The 23,612-nt window shown below is 29.6% G+C and carries 24 protein-coding genes; 11 read left to right on the forward strand and 13 right to left on the reverse strand.

The genetic code is table 11. The annotated features are described in order from the left end of the window. Positions 1-851 precede the first annotated feature (851 nt). On the reverse strand, positions 852-1,670 hold the full coding sequence (locus IGI97_RS13295) for a MurR/RpiR family transcriptional regulator (RefSeq protein ID WP_023895262.1): 819 nt from the start codon (positions 1,668-1,670) through the stop codon (positions 852-854). A 154-nt stretch (positions 1,671-1,824) separates the two neighbouring features. Between IGI97_RS13295 and IGI97_RS13300 the strand changes: the two genes are divergently transcribed. From IGI97_RS13300 to IGI97_RS13310, 3 genes are read left to right on the forward strand one after another with little or no spacing between them, the layout of a single operon-like run. Then, positions 1,825-2,532 (forward strand): N-acetylmannosamine-6-phosphate 2-epimerase, encoded by a 708-nt coding sequence (locus tag IGI97_RS13300; protein ID WP_033598548.1) that lies wholly within the window; start codon positions 1,825-1,827, stop codon positions 2,530-2,532. After that, positions 2,525-4,027 (forward strand): PTS transporter subunit EIIC, encoded by a 1,503-nt coding sequence (locus IGI97_RS13305; protein ID WP_438738856.1) that lies wholly within the window; start codon positions 2,525-2,527, stop codon positions 4,025-4,027. The genes IGI97_RS13300 and IGI97_RS13305 overlap by 8 nt, the downstream gene beginning before the upstream one ends. A gap of 10 nt (positions 4,028-4,037) precedes the next feature. Beyond that, positions 4,038-4,520, forward strand: a complete 483-nt coding sequence (locus tag IGI97_RS13310) for a PTS sugar transporter subunit IIA (protein ID WP_002394852.1) — start codon at positions 4,038-4,040, stop codon at positions 4,518-4,520. 633 nt (positions 4,521-5,153) lie between these two features. On the opposite strand, the gene IGI97_RS13315 is transcribed toward IGI97_RS13310, so the two are convergent. Together IGI97_RS13315 and IGI97_RS13320 are read right to left on the reverse strand one after the other, a co-directional pair. Beyond that, complete coding sequence (locus IGI97_RS13315; protein WP_002358536.1) at positions 5,154-5,918, reverse strand: YibE/F family protein; 765 nt, start codon at positions 5,916-5,918, stop codon at positions 5,154-5,156. After that, a complete protein-coding gene (locus tag IGI97_RS13320; RefSeq protein WP_162499926.1) occupies positions 5,905-6,969 on the reverse strand; it encodes a YibE/F family protein in 1,065 nt (354 codons plus the stop codon). The genes IGI97_RS13315 and IGI97_RS13320 overlap by 14 nt, the downstream gene beginning before the upstream one ends. Positions 6,970-7,308: 339 nt before the next feature. Between IGI97_RS13320 and rpmF the strand changes: the two genes are divergently transcribed. The 6 genes from rpmF to IGI97_RS13350 all read left to right on the forward strand — a co-directional run bounded on the left by rpmF (position 7,309) and on the right by IGI97_RS13350 (position 11,803). Next, the gene (gene rpmF / locus IGI97_RS13325; protein WP_002394547.1) at positions 7,309-7,482 is read left to right on the forward strand and encodes a 50S ribosomal protein L32; all 174 of its coding nucleotides are present in this window, start codon (positions 7,309-7,311) and stop codon (positions 7,480-7,482) included. 21 nt (positions 7,483-7,503) lie between these two features. Then, positions 7,504-7,881: a hypothetical protein gene (locus tag IGI97_RS13330; RefSeq protein ID WP_162499929.1), complete on the forward strand. Its 378-nt coding sequence runs from the start codon at positions 7,504-7,506 to the stop codon at positions 7,879-7,881. Positions 7,882-7,938: 57 nt separating this feature from the next. Beyond that, a complete protein-coding gene (locus tag IGI97_RS13335; RefSeq protein WP_033598546.1) occupies positions 7,939-8,343 on the forward strand; it encodes a NusG domain II-containing protein in 405 nt (134 codons plus the stop codon). A 193-nt stretch (positions 8,344-8,536) separates the two neighbouring features. Beyond that, positions 8,537-9,607 carry an ammonium transporter gene (locus IGI97_RS13340; protein WP_010826358.1) on the forward strand — a complete coding sequence of 357 codons (1,071 nt, stop codon included), beginning with the start codon at positions 8,537-8,539 and terminating at the stop codon, positions 9,605-9,607. A 102-nt stretch (positions 9,608-9,709) separates the two neighbouring features. Then, positions 9,710-10,843: an NAD(P)/FAD-dependent oxidoreductase gene (locus IGI97_RS13345; RefSeq protein WP_438738852.1), complete on the forward strand. Its 1,134-nt coding sequence runs from the start codon at positions 9,710-9,712 to the stop codon at positions 10,841-10,843. 759 nt (positions 10,844-11,602) lie between these two features. Beyond that, positions 11,603-11,803, forward strand: a complete 201-nt coding sequence (locus IGI97_RS13350; protein ID WP_239644853.1) for a hypothetical protein — start codon at positions 11,603-11,605, stop codon at positions 11,801-11,803. 21 nt (positions 11,804-11,824) lie between these two features. On the opposite strand, the gene yajC is transcribed toward IGI97_RS13350, so the two are convergent. Further along, positions 11,825-12,073: a preprotein translocase subunit YajC gene (yajC, locus tag IGI97_RS13355; protein ID WP_438738849.1), complete on the reverse strand. Its 249-nt coding sequence runs from the start codon at positions 12,071-12,073 to the stop codon at positions 11,825-11,827. 438 nt (positions 12,074-12,511) lie between these two features. Between yajC and IGI97_RS13360 the strand changes: the two genes are divergently transcribed. Continuing rightward, positions 12,512-12,853 carry a bacteriocin immunity protein gene (locus IGI97_RS13360; protein ID WP_010709167.1) on the forward strand — a complete coding sequence of 114 codons (342 nt, stop codon included), beginning with the start codon at positions 12,512-12,514 and terminating at the stop codon, positions 12,851-12,853. Between the two features lie 715 nt (positions 12,854-13,568). On the opposite strand, the gene IGI97_RS13365 is transcribed toward IGI97_RS13360, so the two are convergent. Beyond that, positions 13,569-14,099, reverse strand: a complete 531-nt coding sequence (locus tag IGI97_RS13365) for a GNAT family N-acetyltransferase (protein ID WP_438738847.1) — start codon at positions 14,097-14,099, stop codon at positions 13,569-13,571. Between the two features lie 345 nt (positions 14,100-14,444). Beyond that, on the reverse strand, positions 14,445-15,404 hold the full coding sequence (locus tag IGI97_RS13370; protein ID WP_033601060.1) for a LacI family DNA-binding transcriptional regulator: 960 nt from the start codon (positions 15,402-15,404) through the stop codon (positions 14,445-14,447). A gap of 89 nt (positions 15,405-15,493) precedes the next feature. On the opposite strand from IGI97_RS13370, the gene IGI97_RS13375 reads away from it, so the two are divergent. Continuing rightward, entirely contained in the window at positions 15,494-15,871 is a 378-nt protein-coding gene (locus IGI97_RS13375) for a VOC family protein (RefSeq protein WP_438738845.1), read from the forward strand. A 195-nt stretch (positions 15,872-16,066) separates the two neighbouring features. On the opposite strand, the gene IGI97_RS13380 is transcribed toward IGI97_RS13375, so the two are convergent. The 7 genes from IGI97_RS13380 to IGI97_RS13410 all read right to left on the reverse strand — a co-directional run bounded on the left by IGI97_RS13380 (position 16,067) and on the right by IGI97_RS13410 (position 23,564). Next, a complete protein-coding gene (locus tag IGI97_RS13380; RefSeq protein WP_438738843.1) occupies positions 16,067-16,348 on the reverse strand; it encodes a hypothetical protein in 282 nt (93 codons plus the stop codon). 230 nt (positions 16,349-16,578) lie between these two features. Next, a complete protein-coding gene (locus tag IGI97_RS13385; protein WP_438738841.1) occupies positions 16,579-17,211 on the reverse strand; it encodes a YfbR-like 5'-deoxynucleotidase in 633 nt (210 codons plus the stop codon). Positions 17,212-17,497: 286 nt separating this feature from the next. After that, positions 17,498-20,161 carry an HAD-IC family P-type ATPase gene (locus IGI97_RS13390; RefSeq protein WP_438738838.1) on the reverse strand — a complete coding sequence of 888 codons (2,664 nt, stop codon included), beginning with the start codon at positions 20,159-20,161 and terminating at the stop codon, positions 17,498-17,500. 513 nt (positions 20,162-20,674) lie between these two features. Further along, positions 20,675-21,472 carry a GH25 family lysozyme gene (locus IGI97_RS13395; protein WP_438738835.1) on the reverse strand — a complete coding sequence of 266 codons (798 nt, stop codon included), beginning with the start codon at positions 21,470-21,472 and terminating at the stop codon, positions 20,675-20,677. An 833-nt stretch (positions 21,473-22,305) separates the two neighbouring features. Then, entirely contained in the window at positions 22,306-22,683 is a 378-nt protein-coding gene (locus IGI97_RS13400) for a hypothetical protein (protein ID WP_425136958.1), read from the reverse strand. A gap of 11 nt (positions 22,684-22,694) precedes the next feature. Then, positions 22,695-23,075, reverse strand: coding sequence for a hypothetical protein (locus tag IGI97_RS13405; protein ID WP_438791812.1), 381 nt, complete (start codon positions 23,073-23,075; stop codon positions 22,695-22,697). Next, positions 23,076-23,564, reverse strand: a complete 489-nt coding sequence (locus IGI97_RS13410; protein WP_438738959.1) for an RrF2 family transcriptional regulator — start codon at positions 23,562-23,564, stop codon at positions 23,076-23,078. Positions 23,565-23,612 lie beyond the last annotated feature (48 nt).

Below are 23,612 nucleotides of genomic sequence, written 5' to 3' on the forward strand. Positions count from 1 at the left end.
GCCATATAAGTAGTAATTATTATTGATAAGGATGCTAAAATAATAATAAGCGAATGAAGAATATGTGACTCTTTAAAATGTTTTATTGATAGAAAAATTAAAGTGGCACAAAATATAACAAATACTAACCAACATAACAAAAAACCACCAGTAACACGTATCACTTCAAAAAATAGATCCATATTATTCAGCTCCTAGATATTTTCTTTAATTATATCATATATAGAAAATAATGATTATTATATCATTTAACTTAGAAATCCTTTAAAAGGCTTCAAGACTATGGTAAAGCGAATAAGGAAGCGTTTACAAAAATATTTAAAAGAAAGAAGTATATGAAAAAAGTGTTATTGGGGATTATTTTTCAGCTGAGTGTTGGATTATTCTTTATAGCTCCGTCAAAAGCAATTGCTGATGAAATAGACGTCTGGACAAATACAATTTATCAGGAGTCGAACTAGATAATTTTGAAGCAAGAGAACAAGCAGCTAGACAAAAGAGAGATATTGGTTTAGATGAGAGTGCTATTAAGAAGGAATACACAGATTTAATAAAAAAAGGTGAAACCTTGATAAAATAGTAATAGGCAACAACTAACTCCTCAATATTAATATAATAGTGCCAATTAAAATACATAAATTAATCCCTAAATTGTTAGTTGTTACCTTCATAATAAATAGAATTGTGAAATTTATTGTCTAAGGTGAATAGTTATGAAAAGAGAGTACGATTATCATAAAATTTAAAAACAAGTGTTTACCAATGGCTGTGAACTAGAATCCAAAATACGTACTACGTGAACAATGTGTAGTATGTATTTTGGTGTTTTCTTAATAACTAATTTTGAATAATCATTCAATTCTTTTATCAATAATTGAACGTAAGACTTTTTCTCTTAAATCCAATGAATTAATCTTGTTATTTTGTTCATATTCATGTACTAACAAATCACAAATATAAAGTTGTGAAATTTTTCCAGCTAAAGAACCACCATTTAAAAATTCTTCGATTGCTGTTTGTAAAACTAAATCTGCAGATTTTCCTATCGGTGAATGAATATAATTTGTTATAGCAAGTATTTTTGCTCCATTATTTTTTGCAATTTTTAATGAGTCATAAGTATCTTTTGTTTTTCCAGATAAAGAAAAGATAATAACTAAATCTCTATCTGTTAACAAAGAAGCAACTTGAGCTTGATAATGAGGATCTAATACAGCTTTAGCTTGTATTCCTACCCTCAAAAACATACTTTCCAAATCAAGACTAGTATTTCCACTAGATCCTACACCAAAAATATATAGGCTGCTTGCTTGATTAATAAGTTGGATTGCTTTTGTTAATTTTTCTTCATTAATTAAACAAGAAGTAGACTGAAGTACTTCAATCAAACTTTTAGCAACTTCATCGTGGTATTTACCACTAGATGGTTGTTCTTTTTTTTTGCTAAAATCTTCTTTAGCAATTTCAATTTTTAGATCAGAAAAACCAGAAAATCCAAGTTTTTGACAAAAGCGAATAATTGTTGCATCGCCAACATTCGCTTTTATTTTAATATCATTCATAGTGCTGTAAATAATAGATTCTCCAGAGCTAAGGATAAAATCAGCAACTTTTCGTTCCGATTTTGTTAATAAGGGATAATGTTCATTAATTAAATAAATGTAATTCATAAAATCTCCTTTAAATGTAATTTTTATTTATTATACACTATAAAAATTAAAAAACTCCAAAAATCTCCATTTTTCTTGACAACAATGTAAGCGGATGCTAAACTTTTTTTGGAGTAAAAATCCTAAAAAAAATAAAAATGGAGGTTTATGGAGTTTGGACAAAGCAAAATTCTTAGAAGCAATCTCAGGTGGTTTAATTGTTTCGTGTCAGGCGCTACCTGGTGAACCATTTTATACAGAGGAAGGAGGTTTAATGTCATATTTTGCATTAGCGGCTAAAAATGCTGGAGCTGTTGGCATACGTGCAAATTCCGTTCGAGATATTAAGGAAATCAAAGAGAAAGTTTCTTTACCGATTATTGGCATAATAAAAAGAGATTATCCTCCTGAAGAGCCATTTATTACAGCAACTATGAGAGAAGTAGATGAATTAGTTGCAATTGGTGTGGAGGTAATTGCTTTGGACTGTACTTTACGTAAACGTCATGACGGATTATCTATTAATACTTTTATAGAAAAAGTAAAGAAAAAGTATCCTCAACAACTATTAATGGCTGATATTTCTACTTTTGAGGAAGGAAAGAATGCTTATCAAGCTGGTGTGGATTTTGTTGGTACAACCTTAAGTGGCTATACAAAGGAGAGCAAAAAACAAAATGGCCCAGATATGAAATTAATTAAACAATTAGTACAAGAAAATATTTGTGTTATTGCTGAAGGGAAAATTCATACACCTGAACAAGCAATACAAATTAAAAAGCTGGGTGTTGCAGGAATTGTCGTTGGTGGTGCAATTACACGACCACAAGAAATTGCTAAAAGATTTGTCGATGCATTGAATAAGGAGGAAAAAGATGTTTAAGAAGTTTTCACAATTAGGTCGCGCATTTATGTTACCGATTGCAATCTTACCAGTAGCAGGTTTACTTTTAGGTCTTGGTGGTGCTTTAACAAATGAAAGTGCAATGAATGCGTATCCAATTTTAGAACAGCCATGGATCCATACAGTATTAAGCATTATGAGTTATGCAGGAAATGCTGTCTTTACTAATTTAGCATTGATTTTTGCTATAGGTATTGCTGTAGGGTTAGCAAAGGGGGATAAAGGAACAGCAGGTCTAGCCGGTGGAGTATCTTACTTAGTGTATACAGCAACGATCAGCGGCTTTCTTGCGTTATTTTCTGCTAAAGATGCAACTCTTGATACTGGTGTTGTTGGATCTATTGTAATTGGCGGAACTGTTGCATTTCTACACAATCGATATCGGAAAATTGAACTACCGCAATTTTTGGGCTTTTTTGGCGGATCGCGTTTTATTCCAATCATTTCTAGTTTAGCGGCAATTATTATAGGTTCTTTCTTTTATTTAATTTGGCCACCAATTCAAAATGGATTAGCAGTAGTTGGAGAACATATTGCACAAATGGGAAGTCTAGGTACTTTTTTGTATGGATTTTTACTTCGTTTGACTGGCGCAGTAGGATTACATCATACTATTTATCCACTTTTTTGGTATACGTCTTTAGGAGGTACAGAAAGTGTAGCTGGAGTTACTGTTTCTGGTGCACAAAATATTTTCTTTGCGCAACTAGCTGATCCAAACCATACAGGACTATTTACTTATGGTACTCGTTTCTTTGCAGGTAGATTCGCGACAATGATGTTTGGTTTACCAGCAGCTTGTTATGCTATGTATCGTGCTATACCTAAACAAAATCGTAAAAAGAATGGTGGACTTTATTTTAGTGGTGGCTTGACTTCATTTTTAACAGGGATTACTGAACCAGTTGAATATATGTTTTTATTTGTAGCCCCATGGTTATATATAATTCATGCATTCTTAGATGGTCTATCTTTTTATTTTGCTGATATTTTAAATATCCGAGTAGGAAATTCATTTTCTGGTGGATTAATTGATTTCTTATTATTTGGTGTACTCCAAGGAAACGATAAGACAAATTGGCTGAAATTAATTCCTTTCGGAATTGCTTGGGCAATTGTTTATTTCTGCGTATTTACTTTCTTCATTAAGAAATTTAAAGTAGCTATTCCTGGAATGGGAGAAGAGTTGCCAACGACTACTGAAAATAAATTAAATAAAAAAACATCATTAAATGATGAAGCTCAAATAATCATTAAAGCTCTTGGTAGTAGAACCAATATTGAATCCGTTGAAGCTTGTGCTACTCGTTTACGTGTAGCTGTTGTAGATGGCCGAATGGTTGACAAAGAAACTATTAAACAACTAGGTGCTACTGCTGTTTTTGAAGTGAATGGTGGTATTCAGGCAGTTTTTGGTGGTAAAGCTGATTTACTTAGTCAAGAAATTAATCAAATTTTAGAAATTGAGAATTAGGAGATATCTTATGTTTAATCTATTTAAAAATAAAAAACAAGAAGGAATTTCCATTACTGCTCCTTGTTCAGGGAGGATTATTCCTATTTCAGAAGTAAATGATCCAATATTTTCAAAAAAAGTACTTGGAGAAGGATTTGCAGTTGTTCCCGAAGGTAACAAAATATGTGCTCCTTTGACTGGACGAATTGAAGCTGTTTTTCCAACAAAGCATGCAATTAGTATAAAAAGCGATGCAGATATTGAATATTTAATTCATATTGGTATAGATACAGTTGAATTGGAGGGTAAACCGTTTTCAATTTTTGTTAATGCAGGAGAGAAGGTTACTACCGAAACATTATTAGCCGAAGTTGATTTTGATCAAATTAAACAAGCAGGAAAAGATCCATCTGTCATAGTTGTTTTTACTAAACCTGAACAAGTTAATGAAGTCATCTTAAATAGTTATACAACTATATATGGTGATTCGTGTGGTAAAATTATACTTTGACGTAGAGTTAAATATGTTATCGGATTGAATTTAAATGAATAAAAGGTGATTATAGACTGTGAGTTATAGAATTTAAGTAAATTATATTAACAAAACACCCTACTATTATATAAATCAGTAGGGTGTTTTCTACTTATCGGAACTTTAGTATATTCAACAATATTAACACAAGAAATTCTTTTTTTTGATTTTCTTGTGTTAGAATATGCAATTTTAACTTTTACGATTTTGTGATAATTTTGAATAAATCAATTAGGAATAGAAGTAAAAAATATAAATTAAGAATTATACTATTACAATAAAAGTTTAAACTTACTGTATCAGTATGCACAATTGATTTTTACTGAAAAGTCATAGTTAAGTTACTGTGAATTTTGTTGAGTATATTACATAGAATAACAGATAAATTAGTTGTGGATTCTTTTATTTAAGTATTTGGAAAAGAGCAGACTGGATTAGAGGGTGTTTGTTCACACTAATCAAGACTTACATAACAAATGGATTTAATTATTTAAATCACCAATAAATCAAAACGAAACTTGACTGCAATTTTGTTCAATATAAGTGAACGGTTAATTGTATAAAAATACCAAATATATTTCTATAAAAGGTATTCGGCCTAGCTTTTGGGTTTCAATACAAAGTGTGGAATCTTTTTTTTAATATCCAGCTACCTAGCAAACAGGACAAAGGTAAAATTAAAATTCCTGCACAACCAGTTAAAATACTTACTAATAGTTCCCCTACAAAAATTTTAGAATTAATTAATTCTAAAAATGAATAGTTTAAATCCTGTAAGTAAATTACTAATGCAAAATTAGATGCTATAAAAGCAAATAAGAGAGTGTATATAGTCGAATTTAATACCTCAATTACTACGTTAAAACTAGAATTAAATAGTTCTTTAAAAGTTAAATCTGGGTTCTTCGTATATATTTCGTAAGTAGAACTACAAATAGCCATACTTCCGTCAATAACGGCACCAGAAAAACTAATTAAAATAATTGAGACGTTTAGTTCAGAAAAAGGGATATCAACATTTAAATCAAAATTAGCTAATTCAATTAATTCTTCAGAAGAAAATCCTTGTGTCTTAAGAGCAGTGATTAATGGTAGTGACACAATAGTAAAAGTAACTAAAAAAAATATAACACAGATAAAAGCCAATTTTGTTTTAGCATTACGTCCATTTATCCAATAAAGAATTACTATCGTCATTAGTAAAAAAGATACAAAGGTTACCAAATATACAGAAATATGAAGCGATATAGCTATTAGATAGCCAATAAAAATGACTATATTCAAAAATAATCCTGAAATAAAGTAGAAAGAATTATTTTTAAATATGATAATTGAAATAAAGATAAAAATAATGACTAATAAACTAATTACATTCATCTGTTTTCCCCTTCTTTTTTAATTTTTTAAATAAAAGAAAAAATAGAAATGAACTTGGGATAGTGAACAAGATGGCAAGTCCTCCACATAAAACTCTCATTATTTCCAATGAAAGATGCATTTTGAATGTCTCAACAAAATCCCATCCATTAGCTAAATAGAAAATAAAAAAAGGCGTTGCACTACTAAGATAGGCAAATAACAAAACATTAATCATCGAAGTAGTGGTATCTGAAGCGATATTCTTTCCTGATTCTATTAATTCTTTTGTATTTATCTCAGGAGTATGTCTTACAAGTTCATCTAAACTTGAAATTATAACAACAACATTGTCTAGTGCTGCTCCAATTCCTCCTAACATTAAGCTAGCAAGAAAAACAGTTCGATAAGGTCTAGTTAAAAATTGCATTTCTTCATAGCGCAGTCCTTGATCGTTTAATAACTTCATAGTAATTGTGGTAATAAAATAAGATATAAAAACACTAAATATTGTTGCTAAAACCTTCCTTAAATCAATTTTTTTTAGTCCGTAGAGAGAACCAGTTGATATAATAATAGCAATTATTGTATAGAATGTTATTAGCAATAGTAAGTTTATGGATCTGTTTCGCTGATTTATCCAAAGCAAGAAAAAAAGAAAGATTATATTGAATAAAATACCAACTAAAGAAAAAAATCCTTTTTTCCCAGCGATACCTAAGACTAATGAAATAAAACTAACTACTAAAATAAAAGTATAGCCATCTCTTTTTAGAGAAATAAATTCCCACTTCTTAGTGGAATTATCTAATAATATTTGATTATTTTGATTAAATACTGGATTGGTACTTTCATTTCCATTAAATTTTACTTTTACAACAATAGTTTTTTTTGTATTATTTACTAGTTTAACTGTTAGTAATTGTTCGCTGTCAATCATTTTTACTGATTTTACAATACCAACAGGTGTAGTATAAAAGTAACCGCTAAATCTTTGAATTAATAGACCACTAAAAATAATTACCAACAAGCTAAATAATGTAAATTTAAATTTTTTCATATAGTCCCTCATTTCTCTGCATGATTAATTAAAGAGTATATCTTTGGTTTTATCAAAATCAGTTTAAAGGATACCATAAATTTATAAAAAATATATGGTATGATTATCCATTTTTTTGTTATAAGTAATCAATAATATCTTAAAATTAATAAATTATACTATATTCTAGACTAATTTATTATAGAAAGGTTATTGACAAATTAGATACAGCTTGATAGTATAAAACGAACAAAACGTAATCGTTACGATTTGTTCGTTTTATCTGTAATGTTTCGCTATAAATAGTTTCAAATAGTATAGTTTGAATGCTCAAGTATTTCAGTAACTTTTATAACACAGGAGGTAATAAATATGGCTGTACCAGCGAGAAGAACATCGAAAACAAAAAAAAGATTGCGTCGAACACACGATAAATTAAAATCACCTGAAATTTCGTTTGATGAGAATCTTGGTGATTATCGTAAAAGTCATCATGTATCTTTAAAAGGCTATTATGGTGGAAAAAAAGTGATGGATAAAAAGTAGGAGGTAATAGTATTGAAGAAAATGAATATTATTTATCCGCCACTTGTGGAACAGAGCTTTAAATTTTATCAAGATTATGAACAAGAAAGATATGATAAGTCTGAATTATACAGAATAATGGTTATGAAGAATATTATTAATGAAAATGGCACTCCAACAGAAGAGGCTCTTAAAAAAGGATTAGTTAAAAACTTTTATGAAGAATATGATTTATCTTTTGAAGAATTTTTAAAATTGTACCCATTTTTTAAAAATTATGAACCTGATTATTTCCAGAAAATAGATGGTTTTTGGGAAGTTCCTGTTTGTTTAAAAGAAGAATTAATATTATTACTGAATGATAAAGATTGTGACTATGATGTACGGATTCAAATTCAACAATTTCTTGAAGAAAGGTGAGTAAAGACAAGATGTTCAGAAACAAATGGAAAAACAGTTCACTAATTCTTAATAAAAATGTGTAGAAAGGGTCTGATGAAAAAAGGAGACATAATAATTATTATCTTTTTAATAGCTATCTCTTTTTCTCCATATTTTATTTTTTTTCACAATAAGCCATTTAACTCCAAAAGTTTTGACGACGCTAAATATGCTGTGGTCAAGATAGATGGGAAAGAGATTGAGCGTATAAATTTAGATGATTCAAAAGAATTTATCAAAACATATTATCCATCAAAAGGGCAATATAATACTATAGAAGTTAAAAATGGGCACGTTCGTGTAAAAAAAGATAATAGTCCAGATCAAATTGCGGTGAAAACAGGATGGATATCAGAACCAGGGCAAACTAGTATCTGTATTCCTCACAGATTCATTTTAGAAATTGTTCAACAATATTCTAAGGATTATTATATTTACTAAAATCATTTTTTGGCATACATGCTAAAAAATGATTTTTTGTAAATATTTTATTGCATTAATATCAATATAGTTTAGTTTTATTTGGAAGAATGTAATAACAAATATGAGATGGGATTGTCCTTATTAAATAACATTCATAAATGTTATATTTTAAGTGAAAGTAATGATTTACATTTAATTAAATGGAGGTTTTATGAATAACCTATTTATTTTTGTTTGCTTTTGTTTTATGTGGTTAATGATTTTTGGAGTAATTTTATACTATGTTGGTCTAGTTAATCACAGATATATACATCATACTTTAATTTTGGGTTTAGTAACTATTATTTCTGGTACTCTATGTTGGTTATTTGTAGGATACTCATTAAGTTTTTTTGGAAATATTCAATATAGTATCTTTTATAGCCCCTTAGCTTCTAGTGAAATTGTTTCTATACTGATACAATTACTTTTTTGCTTATATTCTGTAATTATGATAATTGGTTCAGTATTAGAAAGAGGTAATTGGAAATATATTGTGTTGTTTGTTCCTTTGTGGATTGTATTTGTTTATGCACCTGTTTGCTTTTCGTTATGGGGACATGGAAATTGGCTAGGGAAAATGGGAGTACTGGATTATTCAGGTGGACTAGTAGTCCATACTACCGCTGGAATAGGAAGTCTTGTTTTAGCAATAACATCACCAATACGTTTAAAGAATTCATTGATATTTAAATCACAAGAAATGATAGCTTTTGTGGGAATGCTATTTATTACCTTAGGATGGTTCGGATTTAATATGGCACCTTCTGGAAAAATCGGTGAAGAATCCATTCAAATTTGGTTAAATACACTTATTTCAATTTTAGGCGGTAGCATCAGCTGGCCTTTTACCCAATGGATTTTAATAAAAAAAGTATCTATCTATTCTATAATGAATGGAATAATCGGCGGATTAGTAGGTAGTACTTGCTCGGTTGGATATGTATCTCCTGCAATTAGTTTATTAATTTCGGTAATTGTATGTACCCTTTGTCCAATTATTATTCACATAATGCATCTACGCATAGCAAACTTTGATGACGCTGCAGATTCTTTTGGGATGAATGCAGTGGGTGGAATTGCAGGATCGATTTTAACTGGTGTCATGGCAGAAAAAGGGGACTTTTTTCTTCAATTATTTGGAACTTTTTTAATCAGTATTTGGAGCCTTAGTTTAAGTCTTTTGATTCATTATTTATTGAAAAAAATAGTAAATGATTGTGATTCTCAATGTATTAGATAAAAAAATTAAAATTATTCCTAGTGTGTATGAATATCAAAATAATAGTCAATAATAACACTCAGGAAGAGATTTGAAGACTTTAAATTTTAGTGGAGGTAAATAATGGAAAATAAAGAAGTTATAATTATTGGAGCAGGCGCTGCTGGCGTAGGTATGGGGGTTGCTTTGAAAGATTTTGGCATAAATAATTTTGCTATCTTAGAGAGAAAGCAGGTAGGTAATAGTTTTATTAAATGGCCTGAGGAAACAAGATTTATCACTCCTTCTTTTACAAGTAATGGCTTTGGGATGCCTGATTTAAATGCAATAGCAATTGATACATCTCCTTCATATACTTTAGGTAAGGAACGTTTATCTGGAAAAGATTATGCTAAATACCTCCAATTAGTTTCAGAAGAATATAAGTTACCTATTAATACAAATTGTAAAGTTCAATCTATTAAAAAAGAAAAAACTGGTTATTTGCTTGAAACAACAAAAGGATTTATTCATGCAGAATATATAATTTTTGCGATGGGAGAGTTCTCTTTTCCGAATAAATCTAGTGTTAAAGGTTCTTATAAGAATAGTTTACATTATGGCGAGATTAATTCTTGGATTGAAATTAAAGGGGATAAGCAGACAATTATCGGAGGAAATGAGAGTGCGATTGATGCAGCTCTTGAATTAGCTAAATTAGGTAAACGAGTTACAATTTATACAGATACTTTGGGGTTAAATATAAGAGATGCTGACCCAAGCAAAAGGTTATCACCACGTACAAGACAGAGATTTTTTGATTTACGTGTAAATCAAAAAAAATTAGATACTATTAAAATATACACAACTATCAAAGTTAAAAAAATTGATAAAACGTCTACTGGTTATATATTGATTACAGAAAATGGGAAATCATTACCTGTAGAAAATATACCAATTCTTTGTACAGGTTTTGAAAATGGTATAAAATCTATTACTGCATCATTGTTTAAGTATAAGGAAAATGGACAAGTTCTTTTGAATGATTTTGATGAATCAATAATTGCTAAAAATATTTTCTTAATTGGTCCAAATGTACGTAAAGGTAATACCATTTTTTGTTATATATATAAATTTCGACAACGTTTTGCCGTAATTGCTAATGAAATTGCTCGACGAAAACATATTACTATTGACGAAAAAAAATTGTCATACTATAAAAATCAATCTTTTTATTTAGATGATTGCTCTGGGTGTGAAGTAAGATGTAGTTGTTGACAAATAGGAATTACTTCTGAATAACCTTTAGAGTTTGTTATAATAACCATTATTGTATCATAAAGTCCTGAATTTTTAATCATTGGGTTGTCCAATGTTCCAAGAACCTCCCTCTTTTTACTTTTTGATTAGTAACAAATTTTTTAGCGAATTATTTATTATTTAATGATACTGTATCAATACCAATATTAATCAGTAACATGTCCAGTTTCAAATAGAACTTGAATAATACCACATCTACTGGAGAATAAATAGTGTTTCTATTTGGCTTAATAGGAACTATTTTCTTATTGTTAATCTGTCTTTTGTTTGTATTGAAAAAGAAGAAATAATGAGGGATTTAAAATTAGCAAAAAACTTGGTAAAATTAACTAAGGTAACAATCGCACCCTCAATATAATAGTGTCATGAATTTAAACCTCGATTTTTTTGCGGTTGTTACCTTTTTATTTGGGTGTGGAAAATAAATGTTCTCTTTATTTCTTTTTGTTATTTTGCCAGTGATAAACTCCTGTTAAGATAGTAGCTATATAAAAAAGGCAGATACTTAAGAAGAGTATATTCATGATTTCCTCCTAGTTAAATAAAAGTCATGAATGATTGTACCAAGATTTTTTAGAGAAGTTAAGATTGAAATAGAAAAATAAATACAATAAAATTTTTATAGACTGTTACGTTGAAATTGTTCTTCAGAGACTATTTCTTCCAAAACCACCTACTAGATAGGTGGTTTTAATCATTATTTTCGGAGGTTGTGTTTTGGCCAAAAAAAGTAAAGATTTAATAGATGTGGGTACATTTGTACATTGTCAATCTGTAATGGGACAAACAATCAAAGGAAAAGTTGAAGTGATAAATCAATATACATTGATCGTTTTTGATGGAGAATTTCGTCATGTGGTCACGAAAAAACAGTTGAAAGAGTTAGGCTATTCTTTACCAAATAAAAGAAAAAAATAAGCAGAAAGGGGTTCTTTCTGCTTATTTTTTTGCTCGTATAGATTGTTGATCGAATTCGAAAAGTGCGCCTTCGCAGTCAAGAGTTACCTTCTTTTTATCTGAAGATATTTCAGAAATTACTCCATGTAATCCTCCAATAGTCACAACAGCGTCTCCTGGTTGTAAATTGTTTAAAAAATCTTGTCGTTCTTTTTGTTGCTTTTTTTGTGTACGAAACAAATAAAGATACATAGCAATAATGACTAGTAGCATGATAAGCATCGGTTTCATTTCTCCTTGTTGAATTGAAAATTTTTATATAGACATCAAGGCTATTTTATAAAAAGAAAGTATTGATGGCAATATTTGTTTTGAATAAAATGGTGTCAAAATCAGTTTAAAAATAATTATCATAGATACCAACTTACAAAAATATTAGGAAAATTCTTTTGTTTTAACATTTACAAAACTATACCATTGGTTCTATAATTTCTATATAGAAGACGTTTTCTAATTTTTATTTTCGAGATGAACATTCATGAAAAAGAAATTAGTTAAAGGCTTAGTTATTTATGACATGATTGACAGCATTAGGAACAAATATAGAAGCTGCTACGTATTATAGAAATGGTGTGTATTGCAATAGTAAATTGGGGACAAGCTTGGTCAGAAGGAGTTAAACGTTGGGGAGATAATTTGTTTGGTAGTTTTAGTGGAGGAAGTATTTAAATGATTGATATTGAGGAAACAAAAAAAATAATTCATGAGCTATATAATAGTTTAATGAAGCGTGATAAGACCAAAGCTATATTAGATATTACAGATGTTTTGTTGCAAGTCTATAAAAAAATAGATAGCGAAAAATATCCAGAAATATTAATAAATAAAATGGTGAATTATATCTATATTGTTGGATTTGACAATAAAATTCATTTTTTAGGAAATGATGAAAAGTTATTAATTGAATTGGGAGATATATCTAAAAAGGCTGGAATTAACAGTAAATATAAAGCTAATTTTACAGATAAGTCTCAATTCTATAGTTATTCTGAAAAAGTACCTATTAGATAATTATAAACTAGCATCCATTACGCAAAAACTCACTGCCGATTAGAGCAGTGAGTTTTTTATCTGTTTTTTGACTACATTTATGAATCTTAAAATATGGGTGGAATTTAACTATACTGTAAATTTGAGAGAGCAATTCTAAGCCATTTTCAAAAATATTGCTAGGTAATTATGCAATAAAGACATTTAAACGTTCTTTCTTTCAATTTTGATTTATAACAATTTAAGAAGTTTAGTTTCACCACACTTGTATTTGAAAAATAATCACCAACATGTTGTTTTTTTGGAGTAAAATTATAACTACCACATAATGTGTTATCATTAAAAGATATTGAATGGGGAAAGGCATAAGAAAACAAAAACCATTAATCGGATATTTTTGATTAATAGGTATTTTTGCTTTCTAGTTAACATAAGATATATTATTAAAAGTGGTGTAAAGGGGCTTAATGTCAAGAATAATAGCAAAAAATTATATTTTCTAAAGGAAATTATTCGTTTTTTGATTTATGTATAATTATCATTAGATTCACGCTCATGAAGCTTATATGTAGTAGATTTTACACATTCTTAATGACCAAATTAAGTGCATGACTGTACGGATGTTTTATTTTATAACAGTTACGTTTCTTTTTAGATTTTTGGGATTAAAAGTGATAATTTTTCGGTAAATCCAGATAACAACATGCAAAAAGAGCTGATACCAGCTCCTATTGTATTATTCATTAAAAGCATCAGAATATTTTATTGTTCCACTAATTGAATCTAGTGCACCCTCATATAATGGTTTTATCATAAATAGTTCATCAGATACATCAAAAGGTGCCTTAATATTGTATTTACTTGCTAGCACATATCCAAATCTAGGATAATAGTTGGGATGACCCAAGATGCTGATGAATCGATAATGCATTTCTGTCGCTACTTTTTCTAACTCTATTAAGATTTTACTTCCTATTCCTTTATTTTGATGATTAACTGCCACATCAAGTGGAGCCAAAACTAATCCCACATGAGCAACTTTGTTAGAATCAATAATTTCTACTTCACTTAATAATCCATGACCTATTATAGAGTTGTCATTGTCAACAGCAACCATTTCTAAAGCAGGAATGTATGTGGTACTGGCGCGTATCTTATCAACTAATTCAGCTTCGTTACCATATCCATGCTCCGTATGCTCAAAAGATTCTCGAATCATTTGAGAAACTATTGAAAAATCTTTTTTATCTATTTTTCTAATTTGCATACTTTGTACTTTCCCTTCTATTAATAAGTTTAAATTTTAAGAAGCTATATGCTTACCAAAAGTAAACATAAGTTTGCAAACAAAAATCTACTTCAATTATTGCTTTAATAGTAACAACTTATTTTAAAGGTTTCAATAACATAGCTATAGAACTAAAATATCCTTTAGTACCTATTTACATTATATTCCGTTTAATTCCTGTATAAGGACCAGCACCCTGATATTCTAGCTGTAATACTATTTAAGAAACAGAAAATCCCTCTATTAAAGTTATTTTAATAGAGCTGTGTTTTCTACTTGATAACTATCTATGTCTTAAGTGTTGTGAATTAATGACTAACTATATTATTCTAAATGACCACGAAATAAAATATTAGGTGTAAATGATTTACTTTCTTGTTCTACGTCAGAAATTATGTGTGTAACGAGGAGTTCACCAATTTCAGTTAAACGAAAATCGATAGAAGAAAAGTTCAAAGTTTGACTATACGGTGTGTTTCCTTCTCCAATAATTTGATAATCTTCTCCATGTTTAATCTTATTCTCGTTAAAAGCCTTAATAACACCGGCTGCTATTTGATCACCGCTCGTATATATTATTTCAGGAACATTTTGAGATTTTGCCAAATGTTTACCTAACTGATAACCATCATCAAAGCTTTTAATTCCAATGAAAAAATCTTTATTTTCTATGGGCTCAGTAAAATGATTTTGGAAAGACTTAATTTTATTTAGAGAGCTTTTACTAACCTCTGGTGATCGTTCTAAAGTAAACACAGTTCTTTTCTTACCTAACGTTTTTAAATGACCAAATAAAGTTTTATACGCAGCTGTTCTATCAGGATAAATCATAGTTATATCTCTGTTATCTAGCTTTTCAGCAGAGACTATTTTCCCATATTTTTGTAAATCTATAATTATATTTTCTGGAGCATTTATGGAAGCTAGAATTAGACCGTCTATGACTTTACGACGAAACATTTCATAGTAGGTTTTTTCAGTAATAAATTCATAATAACTAGGCAATACCATAACATGATAGTCTTTTTCTTTTGCATTTAATAAAATCGAGTTTAACAGTTCGTCATAACAATTATCATATGCGGGCAACAAGACACCTAGAGTATATGTTTTTCCAGTACTAAGACTAATAGCATTACCGTTCGGAATATAACCTAACTCGTCTGCAATTTTTTTAACACGTTGTCGTAACTTATCAGAAACATATTTTTCATCATTTAATACTCGGGAAACAGTCGTTTTTGAAACTCCAGCAATTTTTGCAATATCTGAAATAGTATGCATTTTTTTCTCCTTGACTTGGAACGCGTTCCATAAATTATAGTAATCTTACAATAAATTTTACAAAATAAACAGGAAGAAGTGAATATCAAATGGAAATTGAACATATCGGACTTTGGGTAAACGATTTAGAAATGATGAAGGATTTTTATATAACTTACTTTAACGCTACTGCAACTGAACTTTACCATAACTCTAGAACAGGCTTTCGTTCTTATTTTTTAATTTTTAAAGATGGTGCCCGCTTGGAGATTCAAAATAAATCTGGATTAGTTGATGGCAATAATTTTTCTTTAGGTTTTGCTCACCTAGCAATTAAAGTTGGTGAAGTATCAGACGTAAATCGAATGACTACGCAATTCATTAAAGATGGATTTGAAATATTAAATGGACCTAGGTGGACTGGTGATGGTTATTATGAATCTATAGTAAAAGATCCTGAAGGAAATTTACTAGAATTAACCATTTAAAAAAAGGTAATTAAATTATTTTTATTTGGTATAGAATTAATATTATTTAATTCGAACGATTTATTAGGAATTTAAAATTAAGAAACTATACTACCCTTTAGTAACATTTATAATTATTTAGAATTAGTTATGCACTAGCAGATACTTTTACTGAAACAAAAAAGACTTGAACTTTAAGTCTTTTTTATATTTTTATTAATAAGTTAACAGCTGTAGATTCTTTTGAATATACGAGAAGAGTCCTGTACCATATTCAAAAATCTTCCAAGTAACCCCTAAGTATTCAAAAGACCACCTTTGTCCTCCAAAATAATTATCGAAAACTTGCTTTTCGATTTCATTCAGTGGAATCATTCTTAATTCTCCACGATCACTGCCAGTAAGACTCTTCAAGACCAAAGTATTTCCTTCAATTGTTAAACGTACATAGATCAATTGATTACCTTTTTCTCCTTGTATTTCGATATTTGTAAACATTTTCTTCCCTCCTATATTTTTACAAATTTAGAATAAATGATGAAACTGGTTCCATAGCAAGGAAAAAATATAGTTTTTTCTTATTGTTCAAGTTTAAATAGAATAATCTATTTAAATACCTAATAAATAATACAAAAAAACCCTAAAAGTTAGACTTTTATAACTTTTAGGGGTTACTGCATATGAAAAAGAATTTTTCTATTCTAAAATTTTTTTTAATTATTAGATATTCAATCATTAAGGATAGCTTCTATTTCTTTTTGGAACGAAAGTTTACCATAAAAATCATCTTGGATTAGTTCTGGAAAAATATTTTCAAAAAAATATTCGACACTACTTAGCGTTCTATATTTTTTTACAGTTATTACTGCATCGAAAAACATATCCTTAAATACATTATCTGGATTTGATTTAGAAATTTCTTCGTATGATTCATACATTAAGTCTATTTTATCTGCAACGGATAAAATTTGACCTTCCAAAGTATCATCTTTTCCTTCTGAAAGTCTTCTTTGATAAATTTTTTGAAACTCATTAGGAATTTCTTGATTTATAAAAGCTTTTGTCATGCTTTCTTCAACAGAAGCTAACATGCTGCGTAATTCTTTATTAGCATATTTCACTGGTGTTTTTATATCACCAATAAATCTTTCCGTATAATCATGATTTAGACTCTTTTCATAGAGAGTTTGCCAATTAATATTATTCCCCGACAACTCTTCTATATCAGCTAAAGTTTGAGCAATCATTGCTACTCTAAATGAATGAGCAGCTACCGTGTGTTCAGTAAATTTAAAAAAACCTGGAGCTCTCCTTATTTTTTCTAAATTTGCTAATCCTGTTAAAAATGCATTCAATCCCATTACTAAATCATCTCCTGAAATGTAGACTCACTTTTATGCCTATTATATCACAAGAGAATAGACAGTTATTGTAGAAAGCAAATATTAATCACAACTTCAATTACTTTTACACTTAAAAATTCGTGGAAAGAAGGTTGATAAATTGTGATCTTAATATAGCTAGTTAGAAAAACTTCGAAAAGTATCTTTTCGACTAACATATATCATATACTTGTAGTAATATAAAAAAACCGACCAGAACAATCTAATCGGCTTATATCTAATTTTATTTTTGTTTATATTGTCTCTACGTTTGGTTATTTAATTTTAGCCTAAGTAACTTGTCAATTTCTGTGATAATAAGAATGACAATGCCTGATACAATCGAAATACCCCAGAGAATTATTGACATCTCAGAAGTGTGAAACAAAGACTGCATAAATGGGACATAGGTCAAAATTAGCTGAAGAACAATCATAATCAAAATTATTACAAAGGCTTTTGGATTACTAAAGAAACTTTTTGATATTACCGGCTGACTAGTACGAATATTGAATAAGTAGAATATCTTACTCAATACAACAACATTAATCATCATAGTACTAGCAACTGCTTGGCTAACACCTTTTGCTAATAACCATTCATATGAAATAATACTTATCAGAGCCATCAAAACCGATACGTAAGCCATTTGCCATATATCATGATTGTTTAACAAACGATTCCCATTTTTACGTGGTTTTCTATGCATAATCCCCTTTTCAGCAGGCTCAAAGATAAAAGCAAACTGAATTGTAATTGCTGATACCATATTAATCCATAATAATTGTGTTGGTTGTAATGGCATTTCTTTTTGCGTCAAAATTGTAAAAGCAATGATTAAACCTTCAGCAAAAGATGTTGGCAGAAGGAATAATATGCTCTTCTTGATATTATCGTAAATTCTTCTACCTTCTCTGATGGCTACAGACATTGTTCCAAAATTATCATCTGTTAGAATCATATCCGCAGAATCTTTTGCAACATCAGTTCCATTCATTCCCATGGCTACACCAATATCTGCTTTCTTTAGAGCGGGAGCATCATTGACACCATCACCCGTCATTGCAGTTACTTTTCCACTTTCTTGTAAAGCTTCCACAATATCCATTTTATTTTTTGGTGTGGTTCTTGCAAATACTTGATTATACAACACTGCGTTCTTAAACTCTTCGTGTGACATACTGTCAAGTTCTGCACCAGTGACCACGTTTATCTTAGAAGCTAAACAAAGTTTTTCACCTATTGCTTTTGCTGTTAAAGGATGGTCACCCGTTATCATCTTGACATGCACACCCGCACGATTCATTTCTTTTAAGGCATGAATAACTTCTTCTCTTGGAGGGTCAATGATTCCAGCAATCCCCAGTAAATCTATACCATGACTAAGTAATTCATGTGTCACTTCCCCAATATCTGAAGAGACTTTTTTGAATCCAACAGCAACAACTCTTTTTCCTTCCTCAGAAAGTTCTGTTACTTGTTGAAACCAATATTTCTCATCAAATGAAGAATCAAAAGATTGTGCCATTGGAAAAAGTTTATCGGGAGAACCTTTTATAAAAATAATCCGTTCTTTGTGACTATTTTCGACAAGTTTTGCCATGTATCGATAGTCTGAATCAAATGGTAACATGTCTATTTCTTCATAGTCTGGTTTCTCAGGATAAGAATATTGCTTATAAAACAACGTTAAGAAAGAACCATCCGTAGGCTCTCCATTAATTGTCCAACGGTCCTCTTCTTTCACCAGCACCGTATCATTAGCTTCAAACCCAGCTTCTAAAAACAATTCAAGTTGGTTATCGACTACAACTGGAGAATCATTATGAAGAATCTCTCCTTTGGGTTTGTATCCATCTCCTGTAACTTGAAGATATTTTTTGTAAAAAATAATATCTTTCACAGTCATTTCATTTTTAGTTAAAGTTCCAGTTTTATCTGTAGCAACAACATCTACAGAGCCTAATGTTTCTACAGCAGGCAAGGTCTTAACTATTGTATTCTTGTTCTTAGCCATATCACTCACACCCATTGCTAGAACAACGGAAGTTGTGGCTGGTAATCCCTCAGGGATAGACCCCACAATCATTGTAACTACGGCAAGAGATAGCACTGACAAAGAATAAGTCTCTAAAATCAAACTAAAAATAAACAAAGCTACTGCTACCCCCATGATGACATAAGTAATTCCTTTACCTAAGCCATCTATCTCTTTCATGAGTGGAGTTTTTCTAGTTTCCGTATTATTAACATCAGTTGATATTTTTCCTATTTCAGTCTTTTCACCAACTGAAGTTACAACTCCTATGCCACTACCTGAAGTAACAGAAGTTGAAGCAAAAGCTAAATTAACTCTTTCAGCAAGTGGTATGTCTTTCGTTTCTAAAGATTCTTCAGTCTTCTTTACAGAATCAGGTTCACCAGTCAGAGCAGATTCTTGGATCCTCAAATTATCGGCTTCAACGATTCTCAAATCTGCTGGAACATTATCACCAGCTTCTAAAAAGACAACATCACCAACAACCACTTCTTCGGAAAGAATATCTTTTCTGATCCCATCTCTATACACAGTTGCTTCAGAAGATAGCATTTCTTGGATTCGCTCTAAAGCGTCTGAGGCACTTGCCTCTTGATAATAGCCAATCATTGCATTGATAATAACCACTAATGCAATAATAAGGGCATCTGAGATATGTCCCATTATCAATGTAAGCAATGCCGAAAACAATAAAATATAAATTATCATGTTACTAAATTGTCTAAGAAGTAGTTTCCATTTTGGTATCTTCTTTGACTCTAATTTATTTAATCCGTACATTAACAAACTTTCTTTAACTTGTTTATCTGTTAAACCATTTTCTAAATCTGATATATTGTATTTTCTTAATACTTCATTAATATTTAATTGGTATATATTTTTTTCTTCCATAAATTATTTTAATCCCCTATCTTAATATAGTTAAACACAAAAAAGCCCATCTATTACTATCCTGGTAATGAAAAGTAATTTTTGATGCACTACTGTATTCTTATTCAATTAAGAAATAGGATAAACATACTAAAGTTCTCTGCTCACCTTCTATCGAGTCACTTGTCAATTAAACCACCTCCTTTAATATAAATATAAGAATACAGAATTATGAATAACTTTGCAAGCTTTTACTTGAAACTAACAAATAAAAACCTGCATTGAATAATTCACATTTAAATATATAACATAATAACTAATGTATTTAAGATACTAAAATTTAGCTCATTTTATTTGTATATGTTAAAATTCTATTATGTAAAGTATGTTATTCACTTCTTTACAAATCTATCTTAGTCTTAGACAGTCGGCGGAAAACGACTGTCTATTTATCTGGTGAAGTATTTTAGGTATGTTTATTCAGTGGTCGATTAGACAGGAAAAAGAGCGATTCTAAAAAGAATCGCTCTTTTTTTAGTTAGTAGTAAAGCGTCCTAGGTAATCTACGTTGAAGTCAAAGTTAGATCCAGGAATGAAATCAAAAGAACCTTGACTACTCCATTGCCAAGCGGCTGTATCTGTGTGCAATAAGTTATTAGCACTTGGGTTCGCTGGCCATTCTGCCACCCAACTATTTTCTTTACCTAAAACGTCATATTCCATCCAATTATTATTGAACCAACTAGCGCTAGAATAATGGACAACATTTTTGAATCCACGTTTTGACAATTGATCTCTGAAGTAAACAGAAACTTTTGTGGCATCCGCGTTAATCATTGGTGTTGTTTCTGCATCATTAACCATGACGCTCTTTTGGGATAGGCCTAATTCTTCTGCATAATCCGCATAATAATTAGCTTGATCAATTGCTTCTTGTTGATTTTCAAACCAAGAAAAGTGATATGTTGAAACAGTTAGGCCTGCTTTTTTTGCATTGTTTATTTGACTAGGTGCTAACGGGTTTTTATAGGTTGTTCCTTCGGTTAATTTGACTACTACGCCTTTAATTCCAGTGTTTTTCATCTTTTGAAATTGTTCTACAGAAATCTCTCCATTATGAGAGGAAATATCGATAAAATCTACTCTCGGAGGTGTTTCACTGAGTCTGCGTTTACTTCTTAGTAAGGAATAATTGACAGGGTCATTTTGAGCAAAACTTCCTAATTCATAGTTACTCGTCACAATATTTTTTGCTTCTGCTGGAACACTTGTTATAAGACCTCCAAAAGTTAGTACTATTCCTAAAACAAATAATTTAGCTGAAATTTTCATTTAACCATTCCCTTCTTCTATTGTATGGTACATTAACAGGATAGATCATTAATGAAAAATAATAAATGTTTTTTATTATTACATATAAAAGGTTAAGTTAAACGACTTTAACAATATATGATTTAGTAATGAATAATACCAAAGAAGATAAACAAGTAATTAAGGAACTTTATCCGTGGTCTACTGCTTATACTCAAAAAAGATAGCAACACTATGTATTATAATGAGAATAAATTTGAAGCATGGTCTTTCATTGTATTAGATCACTCTGATACTACTTCAGCTAAAGCTAAAAAAATTAATATCTGTAAAAAGAATGAATTACAAAGATATACAAGATGAACTACGAAGTTATTAATTACCCGAACAGTAAGAAAAAGAAATTAGAGTAAACAATCAGTCGATATTTGATCAATCAACTTTACAACTAGTTCAATTAAAAGAATTCGAATCTAACTTAGAATCAGATAAAGTACTTACTCAAAAAAATAGAGGTAGTTTCATATCAAAAATTACTTTTAGATAATCTTATTTTCATGTTAGAAGTTAGAATAATGAAGATAACAGTTTATATTAAATATGAGTAATGAGTACACTTTTCTAATTAACGTAATAAATCATCATATCTTACTTTATTATATAGTACCTCCAGAATTATTCTAGAGGTGCTATAATTTTATAATTCTATTGTAAAGTAAATTACAGTATTAGGGAGGAAAGTTATATTATCTTTAGCAGGAAGATAATATAACTTTCCTCACCTCTATCTCGTTTAGTAGAGAAACTAACTGTTGGATTTATTACTCATAGAATTAACAAAATTGGAAGAGTAACTATCTTTTGGTAGCTAATAAATGATTTATTTTATCTATTTCTTTTATAATATCATCGTTATCACTTGTAAGCTTTTTCAAATCAGTGTCTATATCCCAAAGTGTATTAAACAAATTTTGACTGTCATTAAAAGTAAATACAAAACCAATATATCTTTTAAATACTTTATATTCATTAAGATCTGGCACAGGTATATCTTTACTAACAATTTTTTCTTCTAACACTTTCTTTGCAAGGCGTAAGCCAATACGCTTTAATTTATTCTGTACTCTTTTAGCTTTATTTCTTTCTGAAATAATAGGCAAAAATAAAGCAACTATTAAGGCAACTGTTTCTGCGATACCTTCAACCCATTCTGCAATGCTGCCAGTTTCCATATATATCCCTCCTATTTTTTAATATAGGTATTCTCTAAGTTTTCCATTAACAAATTAATTGAGGAAAAAAAGTTATCTTCATCAATTTCTTCAGTAAGCAAATCATTGATTTTTTCAGAAATAATAATCAGATTTTCATCGTCACTAACAATCATTAACATTGAATTGAAACTTGCAAATTGTTTGTATGAATCAAGTTCTACTATAGGAATACGTTTTTCTTTGTACTCTATTATAATATCATTTACTAATGAATATTCTCTGCGTGCTAAACGTTCAACAGAATTGTTTCTTTTCTTTTTTTCTCTAACTATTGGCAAAGTAATTGCTCCAATTATAGCAATTACTTTGGATATTCCAGCTACCCATTCAGCAATATTACCAATTTCCATCTAATCATCTCCAGTATTTTCTAGGTACAATTTCCAATCAATCTTTAATAAAGATCCATCACTATTTCTGGGAATAATTTCTTCTATTGAATGATTTTTGAGAACTTCAAGATAACTATTTTCAGCAGTATTTAATATATCTACTGTAAGATTACCATATTTATCTACTAATTCATCTGATATAAACATGGTATGAATAACGTCTGTTTTGACATTTTTTAAAAAGGATTCTTGTGTCTCAATTGCTTGAAATACATCATAAAATGATATATCTTTAGCATCTTTATTTAAAGAATATCCTCCTGTTTTTGAAGCCTCTGATTGAATAATATCCGCATTTTTTAATTTTTTTGCTATCTTTTGTAAATAAGTATGAGATACCCTCATTCTTTGACTTATTTCTGAAGCTTTTAAGTACGATTTGTCTGGTAATTCAGCCAACATTACAAGAATAGCTATTGATTGAATAAAAGAATTACTTAATTTCAAAAATAAACACCCTTTCTATTGACATTTAATATCCTTGGATATATTATA

The sequence above is a fragment of the Enterococcus sp. DIV2419 genome (assembly GCF_051711865.1).
GTDB lineage: Bacteria > Bacillota > Bacilli > Lactobacillales > Enterococcaceae > Enterococcus > Enterococcus faecalis.